This window comes from Pseudomonas sp. NPDC089554 (assembly GCF_050280645.1).
GTDB lineage: Bacteria > Pseudomonadota > Gammaproteobacteria > Pseudomonadales > Pseudomonadaceae > Aquipseudomonas.
Genome location: NZ_JBNNVR010000012.1, coordinates 77761 through 86283, shown reverse-complemented (window position 1 = coordinate 86283; position 8523 = coordinate 77761). Strand labels below are relative to the sequence as shown.

Annotated in this window: 10 protein-coding genes and 1 other RNA gene; 6 read left to right on the top strand and 5 right to left on the bottom strand. The window is 62.1% G+C overall.

Features of this window, described 5'->3' with window-relative positions; all coding sequences use genetic code 11:
- From ACQKPE_RS06245 to ACQKPE_RS06230, 4 genes are all read left to right on the top strand, one after another.
- Positions 1 to 1167, top strand: a 1167-nt coding sequence (locus tag ACQKPE_RS06245; protein WP_427664149.1) for a cytochrome b N-terminal domain-containing protein, incomplete at its 5' end; no start/stop codon positions are given.
- Positions 1167 to 1946: a cytochrome c1 gene (locus tag ACQKPE_RS06240; protein WP_427664147.1), complete on the top strand. Its 780-nt coding sequence runs from the start codon at positions 1167 to 1169 to the stop codon at positions 1944 to 1946. The genes ACQKPE_RS06245 and ACQKPE_RS06240, both read left to right, overlap by 1 nt.
- Before the next feature lie 120 nt (positions 1947 to 2066).
- Entirely contained in the window at positions 2067 to 2690 is a 624-nt protein-coding gene (locus ACQKPE_RS06235) for a glutathione S-transferase N-terminal domain-containing protein (RefSeq protein WP_427664145.1), read from the top strand.
- Between the two features lie 11 nt (positions 2691 to 2701).
- Positions 2702 to 3136: a ClpXP protease specificity-enhancing factor gene (locus ACQKPE_RS06230; protein WP_427664144.1), complete on the top strand. Its 435-nt coding sequence runs from the start codon at positions 2702 to 2704 to the stop codon at positions 3134 to 3136.
- A gap of 52 nt (positions 3137 to 3188) precedes the next feature.
- On the opposite strand, the gene ACQKPE_RS06225 is transcribed toward ACQKPE_RS06230, so the two are convergent.
- The 5 genes from ACQKPE_RS06225 to ACQKPE_RS06205 form a co-directional block, all read right to left on the bottom strand.
- Positions 3189 to 3407 carry a YgdI/YgdR family lipoprotein gene (locus ACQKPE_RS06225; protein ID WP_427664142.1) on the bottom strand — a complete coding sequence of 73 codons (219 nt, stop codon included), beginning with the start codon at positions 3405 to 3407 and terminating at the stop codon, positions 3189 to 3191.
- Between the two features lie 38 nt (positions 3408 to 3445).
- Positions 3446 to 4024, bottom strand: a complete 579-nt coding sequence (locus ACQKPE_RS06220) for a BON domain-containing protein (RefSeq protein WP_427664140.1) — start codon at positions 4022 to 4024, stop codon at positions 3446 to 3448.
- The gene (locus ACQKPE_RS06215) at positions 4021 to 4614 is read right to left on the bottom strand and encodes a phosphoheptose isomerase (protein WP_375101124.1); all 594 of its coding nucleotides are present in this window, start codon (positions 4612 to 4614) and stop codon (positions 4021 to 4023) included. Before ACQKPE_RS06215 ends, ACQKPE_RS06220 begins: the two co-directional genes overlap by 4 nt.
- Positions 4615 to 4702: 88 nt before the next feature.
- Complete coding sequence (locus tag ACQKPE_RS06210; protein WP_427664139.1) at positions 4703 to 5074, bottom strand: YraN family protein; 372 nt, start codon at positions 5072 to 5074, stop codon at positions 4703 to 4705.
- Complete coding sequence (locus tag ACQKPE_RS06205) at positions 5074 to 6891, bottom strand: penicillin-binding protein activator (RefSeq protein ID WP_427664137.1); 1818 nt, start codon at positions 6889 to 6891, stop codon at positions 5074 to 5076. Before ACQKPE_RS06205 ends, ACQKPE_RS06210 begins: the two co-directional genes overlap by 1 nt.
- 217 nt (positions 6892 to 7108) lie before the next feature.
- Between ACQKPE_RS06205 and rsmI the strand changes: the two genes are divergently transcribed.
- Both rsmI and rnpB read left to right on the top strand, forming a co-directional pair.
- Positions 7109 to 7954, top strand: coding sequence for a 16S rRNA (cytidine(1402)-2'-O)-methyltransferase (gene rsmI / locus ACQKPE_RS06200; protein ID WP_427664135.1), 846 nt, complete (start codon positions 7109 to 7111; stop codon positions 7952 to 7954).
- A 66-nt stretch (positions 7955 to 8020) separates the two neighbouring features.
- Positions 8021 to 8380, top strand: an RNA gene (gene rnpB / locus ACQKPE_RS06195) — RNase P RNA component class A.
- Positions 8381 to 8523: the final 143 nt, after the last annotated feature.

The following is an 8523-nucleotide window of genomic DNA, read 5'->3' as shown; positions in this document are numbered from 1 at the left end:
CTCGCCAACGCCGAGCCGCACAGCGTCACCCTCGCCATGCTCGGCCCGCAGACCAACCTGGCCCTGGCGCTGATCCAGCAGCCGGACATCGTCAACCAGATCGTCACCGGTGTGTGGCTGACCATGAGTTTCACGCCTTCGGCTGAGGAGGCGTTCGCCTCGGTCGAGTACATCATGCGCGACGTCGAGTATGGCTGGATCCTGCGCTACCTGCATTCCACCGGGGCCTCGGCATTCTTCGTGGTGGTCTACCTGCACATGTTCCGCGGGCTGCTCTACGGCTCGTACCAGAAGCCACGCGAGCTGGTGTGGCTGTTCGGCATGCTGATCTACCTGGCGTTGATGGCCGAGGCCTTCATGGGCTACCTGCTCCCGTGGGGCCAGATGTCCTACTGGGGGGCCCAGGTGATCATCTCGCTGTTCGGCGCCATTCCAGTAATCGGCGATGACCTGACCCAGTGGATCCGCGGCGACTACCTGATCTCCGGGATTACCCTGAACCGCTTCTTCGCCCTGCATGTCATCGCCCTGCCGATCGTGATCCTGGGCTTGGTGGTGCTGCACATCCTGGCCCTGCACGAAGTGGGTTCGAACAACCCGGATGGTGTGGACATCAAGAAGAAAAAGGACGAGAACGGCATCCCACTGGACGGCATTCCCTTCCACCCGTACTACACCGTCAAGGACATTGTCGGGGTGGTGGTGTTCCTCTTCGTGTTCTGTGCCGTGGTGTTCTTCTTCCCCGAAATGGGCGGCTATTTCCTGGAAAAACCAAACTTCGAGCAGGCCAACGCCTTCAAGACGCCTGAGCACATCGCGCCGGTCTGGTACTTCACGCCGTTCTACGCGATCTTGCGCGCGGTGCCCGACAAGCTGCTTGGGGTCATCGCCATGGGGGCGGCGATCGCGGTGCTGTTCGTGTTGCCCTGGCTCGACCGCAGCCCGGTGCGCTCGATGCGCTACAAAGGCTGGCTGAGCAAGGTCTGGCTGCTGGTGTTCTGTGTGTCCTTCGTCATCCTGGGCGTACTCGGCGTGCTGGCGCCTACGCCGGGGCGGACCCTGCTGTCGCAGGTCTGCACCGTGCTGTATTTCGCCTACTTCCTCCTGATGCCGTTCTACACAAGGATGGAGAAGACCAAACCGGTTCCGGAAAGGGTGACTGGCTGATGAAAAAGCTTATTGCAGTATTTTGCCTGGCAATCATGCCCAGCCTGTCCTTCGCCGCAGGTGCGGGTGCAGTACTGGACAAGGTCGATATCGACCTCACCGACAAGGCCGCCATGCAGGACGGCGCGCGTACCTTCGCCAACTATTGCATGGGGTGTCACAGCGCCAAGTTCCAGCGTTACGAGCGGGTGGCCGACGACCTGGGCATTCCCCACGAGCTGATGCTCGAGAAGCTGGTATTCACCGGCGCCAAGATTGGCGACCACATGAAGATCGGCATGCAGGCCGATGATGCCAAGACCTGGTTCGGCGCCGCGCCGCCAGACCTCACGTTGGTCGCCCGGGTGCGTGGCAACGATTGGCTGTACAGCTACCTGCGCAGCTTCTATGAAGACAAGTCGCGCCCTTACGGGGTGAACAACAAGGTCTTCCCGAACGTCGGCATGCCTAACGTGCTGGTCGGCCTGCAAGGCAACCAGGTGATTGGCTGCAAGCAGGTGCAAACCGTGGTCGATGGCAAGAAGCAGTACGACCCGCTGACCGGCAGCCCATTGACCCATGAGGCCTGTGACCAGCTGACCATCGAGCCGAAATCCGGTACCCTGACGCCTGAGCAGTTCGACGAGAAGGTCAAGAACCTGGTGACCTTCCTGGCCTATTCGGCCAACCCGGTCAAACTGGAAAGCCAGCGCATCGGTACCTATGTGTTGCTGTACCTGGCTTTCTTCTTCGTGTTCGCCTATTTGCTCAAGCGCGAATACTGGAAGGACGTGCACTGATCACGCAGTAGTTTCTGGTAGTTGAACGCGCCCTGGGGGCTCCTTCGCAATGGCGGGGGAGCACCCAGGGCGCGTTTGCATTTGCAGTATTACAAGCATTCCCATGCGAGGAGGAGCTACATGGGCGCGACCAACAGGTTAGCCTGCTATTCCGACCCCGCTGACCATTATTCTCATCGGGTACGCCTTGTTCTCGCCGAGAAGGGTGTCAGTGTGCAGATCATCGACGTTGCCGCCGATCGCCTGCCACCCAAGCTGATCGAAGTGAATCCCTATGGCAGCGTGCCAACCCTGGTCGACCGCGACCTGGCGTTGTACGAATCGACCGTGGTGATGGAATACCTCGAGGAGCGTTATCCTCACCCGCCGCTGATGCCGGTGTACCCGGTAGCGCGTGGCAACAGCCGCCTGCTGATGTACCGCATCCAGCGAGACTGGTGTGCGCTGGTCGACCGCATTGTCGATACGCGTACTGCCGAGCCGGCGCGGGCGGAGGCTCGCAAGGCTCTGCGTGAAAGCCTGACCGGTGTCTCCCCATTGTTCGGGGAGTTTCCTTGTTTCATGAGTGAGGAGCAAAGTCTGGTCGACTGTTGTCTATTGCCCATACTCTGGCGTTTGCCGGTATTGGGTATCGAATTGCCGCGGCAAGCCAAGCCGCTGCTGGATTACATGGAGCGACAGTTCGCTCGCGAGCCTTTCCAGGCGAGCCTGTCTGCTGCGGAACGTGAAATGCGTAAGGTTTAAGGAGCCCGTTGATGAACTCCAGTCGCCCCTATCTGGTAAGAGCGCTGTACGAGTGGATCGTCGACAACGATTGCACCCCACACATGCTGGTCAATGCTGAATACCCGGCAGTCCAGGTGCCCCAGGGCTTTGCCAGCGATGGTCAGATCGTCCTGAATATTTCCCCCAGCGCCGTGCGTAACCTGCACATGGACAACGAAGCGGTCAGTTTCGAAGGTCGCTTCGGTGGCGTGTCGCATTCGTTGTTCGTGCCGGCGGGTGCCATCCTGGGGATCTATGCCCGGGAAAATGGCCAGGGCATGGTCTTCGAGCTGGAGCCGCCGCTGATGGAAGCAGTGGATGAGTTGGAAGACGAGAGTATCGAGCAGGGTGAGGACGGCCCACCCGAAGGGGGTGGCCAGCCGCCGCGCCCCAGTGGTCGGCCCAGCCTCAAGGTGGTCAAGTAACGAAAAAGGCGATCCGAATGGATCGCCTTTTTCGTGGGCACTCGACCGAGGTTTACAGCTCTTTGATAGTGCGAACCTGGTCTTTGTTGACGCGGGTCGGCTTGCCATCCAGCTGCTCGAACTCATAGAAACCGGAGGTGCGGTCAAATTCCGGCGTGTCGGTGGTTTGCAGTTCGCGGCCGTCGTTCAGGGTGATCACGCTTGGGGTGGAGCAGCCTGCCAGGGTGGCGAAGGTGGCAACAGCGAGGGCGGACAGCAAGTGCTTCTTCATGGGGGCTTCCTGGAGCAGTGAAAGTGGAGCAGTGGGTTTTAGTCGATGTACTCGTACAGTTTGACGATCTTCTGCACGCCAGAGACGCTCTGCACCACGGCGGTGGCCGCATTGGCCTCGCGTTGGGTGACCAGGCCCAGCAGGTAGACGATACCGTTTTCGGTGATCACCTTGATGCGTGAGCCGGGCACGTTGGCGTCGCCCAGCATCTGGGCCTTGATCTTGGTGGTCAGCCAGGCGTCGTTGTTGCGCGCCAGAATGGAGGAGGGCTGCATCACCTGCAGCTCATTGTGTACTTTCTTGACCCGCTGGACCTGGCCGGCGGTCTGCTCGGCGAGGCTCTTGAGGTCGGCGCGCGGGGTTTGGCCTGCGAGCAGCACGATGCCGTTGTAGCTGCTGACGACGATGTGCGAACCCTTGTCGAGGTCGGGGTTTGCCTTGGCGATGTTGACCGAAACCTTGGTTTCGATCAGCGAGTCGTCGATCTTGCTGCCGATGGTGCGGGTGCCGCGATCGTCCTCGATCGGGTTGTCACGGGTCGAGGTCAATACCGAGCTGCAACCCGAGAGGGTCAGGCACAGGGTCAGGGCCATCAGGCCAAAACGCTTGGGGATCATTCTTCACTCCCGAACAGTTGGCTGTCGATCAGATCGCACAGGCAGTGGATCGCCAGCAGGTGGACTTCCTGGATACGCGCAGTGACCGTCGAGGGGACGCGGATTTCCACGTCCTCCGGCAGCAGCAGCGAGGCCATGCCGCCGCCATCGCGCCCGGTCAATGCTACGACAATCATTTCTCGATCATGTGCGGCCTGGATCGCCTGAATCACGTTGGCCGAGTTACCGCTGGTGGAGATTGCCAGCAGTACGTCGCCGGGCTGGCCCAGGGCGCGGATCTGCTTGGAGAATACTTCGTTGTAGCTGTAGTCGTTGGCGATCGAGGTGAGGGTCGAGCTGTCGGTGGTCAAGGCGATGGCCGGCAGGCTCGGGCGCTCACGCTCGAAGCGGTTGAGCAGTTCCGAAGAAAAATGCTGGGCATCGCCGGCCGAGCCGCCGTTGCCACAGGCGAGCATCTTGCCTTCGTTGAGCAAGGCGCCGACCATGACCAGGCTGGCCTGCTCGATGTGCGGCGCCAGGGTGTCCATCGCTTGCTGCTTGGTGTCGATGCTGGCCTGGAATAGCCGGCGAATTCGGGATTGCATGTCCATCTGGTGAGACCTTAAGTGCGGCGGAGGCCTGCGCGACGCGCGACAGGGGCCAGCCCGCGAAACATAGAGCAATGAAAACGGAATGGGTTCAGCATTCGAAGGCGTTTTTTAGCCATTGAAACGGTCGGCCTGCATGTTGGCTGCCTTGCAGGGCGACAACGTCGAAGCGGCAGGGGTAATCGGCCCAGCGGGCCTCCTTCTGCAGGAACAGGCTGGCAGCGAGCACCAGGCGTTTCTGCTTGCGCTCATCGATACTGCCGAGGGCGCCACCGAAGTCCGCGTGCAGCCGGTAGCGGACTTCGACGAATACTACTGTATCGGTGTCGAGCATGACCAGATCAAGCTCGCCACCCTTGCATCGCCAATTCCGGGCCAGCAACTGCAGGCCTTGCCCTCGCAGGTGTTCGAGGGCTTGCTCTTCTGCCGCTTGTCCGGCCGTGCAGGGCGATGCTTGGGGCATCAGCGCGGAGTGTCCGGCAGGCGCTTGACCTGGCCGCCTGCGAACTCTGCCCAGGGCAGTTGGCGCTCGATGCGCTGGCTGGGGCTCATGGTCAGGCTGCCGGACAGGCCTTCGATGCGGTTGTCGGGCAGTGCCTTGAGCTGGCCCAGGCGCGGCGCGAGGCTATAGGCATCGACACCCATGGCGTACAGGCGACCCAGGCTGCCGGCAGCCTGTGGCCACTGTTGCACCACCTGCTGGCGCAGGCTGTTGGTGTTGTCCAGCAGCCACGGGGTTTCGCAGAAGCGGATGCCGTTCATGTCGTTGTACTGGTTCACGTCACCGCTGGCGCTGTACAGGTTGGAGGTGGCGTACACCGGTACGTCGCCTGCGTACTGGAAGTTCAGGGTCGGCTTGATCTGCTGGGCCTGCTGCGGGGTGGCTGCGAGGAAGATGAAGTCGATGTCCTGGCGGCGTGACGGTTGTGCGTCGATGTTGCCGCCTACAGTGCTTTGCAGGCTCTTGGCGCGGCCTTCGCTTTGGCGCAGCTGGAACAGGTCGGCGATCTGTTGGGCCAGGGCGACCGGTTGGGCGATGCGCTCGGCGGCCAGCAGGGTGCCGCCGTTGGCTTCCCAGTCCTGGCGGAAGGCGGCCAGCACGCGGTCACCCCATTCACCACTCGGCACCAAAGCAACGGCACGGACCAGGCCGTCGGCACGGGCGCGGCGGGACACCTCGCGTGCTTCGTCTTCGGCGGCAAGGCCGAATTGGAACAGTTGCGGCGGCGTTGTCTGGCCGGCTTCGGCGTAGTTCAGGGCGAGGGTGGTGATAGGCAGCTGCGGGTAGTCGGCCAGTTTTTTCACCAGGGGCTTTTCCAGTGGGCCGATCACCAGTTGTACCCCGGCGGCCTGGGCCTGGCGGTAGAAGTCATCCAGCGAGGTCAGGCGCGAGCTGTCGAACACTTGTACGGCGGGTGCCTGCTGGCCTGCCTGCTGGGCTTGGAAGTGGGCGGCCATGAAACCGTCGCGCAGGGCGCGGGCGACACCGGCCAGCGGGCCTTCCTGGGGCAGCAGCAGGGCAATCTTGGTCAGCGGCTGGCTGGCCAGCTCCTTGAGCTTGACCAGTGCCTGGGGCAATTGCTTGGCTGCTGGATGGTCAGGGTGCTGGCTGCGCCAGGTGTCGATGGCTGCTTGTTGCTGCTCGAGGGTGCCGGCGCTTTTCACGGCCAGGGCCAGGCTGGTCCAGCCGGCCAGGGTCTGGTCGCTGGTGGGCTGGCGCAACTGCTCGGCAGGCAACGAGGCGACCAGGGACCAGATCGCATCGTTGTTGGCGCTGGCAGCCTGATCGCTGAGCAGCGGTGCCAGCAGCACACGCTGCTGGGCGGCGGCCAGGGCCTGGCCGTCGGCTTCAAGCGCTGCTGCGTGCACGCTGTAGGTGCGCACTTGCTGCTCGGTCGGCAACTCGCCGACCCGCTGCAAGCTTGGGTGGGACAAGACGCTCAAGGCTGCCTTGGGCTGGTTGCGGCTCATGGCCAACTCCGCAGCCAGGGTGCTGGCGAACACCTGCTGGGCAGGCTTGAGCGACTCCAGGGGAGCCTGTTCGAGGATGCGTGCGGCGCGTGGGTAGTCCTTCTGCCGGAAGGCCATGTCGGCCGCGCTCAGGCGCAGCAGCGCAGCGTCTTCGGCGGACTTGCTGGAAGCCGCCTTCTCGAGCAGTTGCTCGATGCTGGCGTCCGGGGTGCGTGGCAGTTCGCCCAGGCTGGATGAGGGCGAGCTGGCGCAGGCTGCCAGCAGGGCAGCGAGACAGAGGGCTGTGAGCAGCCGCAGGCAAGCGATCATGTAAGGGTCCTGTTACTCGATCAAGTTGGTCGGCAATTGTACCCAAGCGCTGGCTGGGGCGCGATCTTGCTGACGCGGATCCTTCACTATAGGTCGCAGCGCGGGGGTGGCGTGTGAAGTTGTTTGCGCCTTGTTGCGGACGCTCGCGCTACAATGACGCCTTTGATCGGCAAGGCAGGTGTACGCAGTGACAGATGTTGCAGGGGCTTCGAAATCCATGGCGGGGACGCTTTATGTCGTCGCCACGCCCATTGGCAATCTCGATGACATGAGCGCCCGTGCGCTCAAGATTCTGGCCGATGTGGCCTTGATCGCCGCCGAGGACACCCGCCACTCGGTGCGCCTGCTGCAACATTTCGGCATCGACACGCCCTTGGCTGCTTGCCATGAGCACAACGAGCGCGACGAGGGCGGGCGCTTCATTACCCGGTTGCTGGCCGGTGATGATGTGGCGCTGGTGTCCGATGCGGGGACGCCGCTGATCTCCGACCCTGGCTATCACCTGGTGCGCCAGGCGCGTGCTGCCGGGGTCAAGGTGGTGCCGGTGCCGGGGGCGTGCGCCCTGATCGCCGCGTTGTCCGCTGCGGGCCTGCCATCGGATCGTTTCATCTTCGAGGGCTTCCTGCCGGCCAAGAGCGCCGGGCGCAAGGCGCGCCTGGAGCAGGTTCGCGAAGAGCCGCGCACCCTGATCTTCTATGAGGCGCCGCACCGCATTCTCGAGTGCCTGGAAGACATGGAAGCGGTATTCGGTGGGGAGCGGCCAGCACTGCTGGCGCGGGAGCTGACCAAAACCTTCGAAACCCTCAAGGGCTTGCCGCTGGCCGAGTTGCGCGCATTCGTCGCAGCCGATACCAACCAGCAGCGGGGTGAGTGCGTGGTGTTGGTGGCGGGCTGGAGTGCGCCGCAGGACGAGCAGGCGATCAGCACCGAAGCGCAGCGAGTGCTCGACCTGCTGCTGGCGGAGTTGCCGCTCAAGCGGGCAGCGGCGCTGGCTGCGGAGATTACCGGCGTGCGTAAGAATCTTCTGTACCAGGCTGCCCTGGATAAACAGAAAAATCAGTGACGGCCTAGAGACATCGGCGAGTTCGTGCTTGTTCTTGGGCCTCTCTGCCGTTAACCTTGTCGGCGGAGAGTCGATTGGACAGTCGCTGCCTTCTTTTGTTCCGCAAAAGAAGGGGGAGGAAAGTCCGGGCTCCATAGGGCAGAGTGCCAGGTAATGCCTGGGAGGCGTGAGCCTACGGAAAGTGCCACAGAAAATAACCGCCTAAGCACTTCGGTGCCGGTAAGGGTGAAAAGGTGCGGTAAGAGCGCACCGCACGGCTGGCAACAGTTCGTGGCTAGGTAAACCCCACTCGGAGCAAGACCAAATAGGGTTCCATACGGCGTGGCCCGCGTCGGAACCGGGTAGGTTGCTAAAGGCGTCCAGTGATGGCCGTCGTAGAGGAATGACTGTCCTCGACAGAACCCGGCTTACAGATCGACTCTCCTCCTTTCCCCTCCTGCTTTTCGATAGCAGATCCTGATTTGTAAGATCAAAAAATTCTTACTCTTAATAAATCACTTTAAGTGTCGTCGCTATCCGCCTGGATGCGTTTGACTTTTCTCCCGTTTTTCCTCCCTGGGTAATCCTTC

Bases quoted from the DNA above. Each gene is read 5' to 3' on its own strand.
- ACQKPE_RS06215 (WP_375101124.1), bottom strand. From the start codon at position 4,614: ATGGACATGCAATCCCGAATTCGCCGGCTATTCCAGGCCAGCATCGAC.
- ACQKPE_RS06225 (WP_427664142.1), bottom strand. From the start codon at position 3,407: ATGAAGAAGCACTTGCTGTCCGCCCTCGCTGTTGCCACCTTCGCCACC.
- rsmI (WP_427664135.1), top strand. From the start codon at position 7,109: ATGGCGGGGACGCTTTATGTCGTCGCCACGCCCATTGGCAATCTCGAT.
- ACQKPE_RS06205 (WP_427664137.1), bottom strand. From the start codon at position 6,891: ATGATCGCTTGCCTGCGGCTGCTCACAGCCCTCTGTCTCGCTGCCCTG.
- ACQKPE_RS06240 (WP_427664147.1), top strand. From the start codon at position 1,167: ATGAAAAAGCTTATTGCAGTATTTTGCCTGGCAATCATGCCCAGCCTG.
- ACQKPE_RS06235 (WP_427664145.1), top strand. From the start codon at position 2,067: ATGGGCGCGACCAACAGGTTAGCCTGCTATTCCGACCCCGCTGACCAT.
- ACQKPE_RS06220 (WP_427664140.1), bottom strand. From the start codon at position 4,024: ATGATCCCCAAGCGTTTTGGCCTGATGGCCCTGACCCTGTGCCTGACC.
- ACQKPE_RS06210 (WP_427664139.1), bottom strand. From the start codon at position 5,074: ATGCCCCAAGCATCGCCCTGCACGGCCGGACAAGCGGCAGAAGAGCAA.
- ACQKPE_RS06230 (WP_427664144.1), top strand. From the start codon at position 2,702: ATGAACTCCAGTCGCCCCTATCTGGTAAGAGCGCTGTACGAGTGGATC.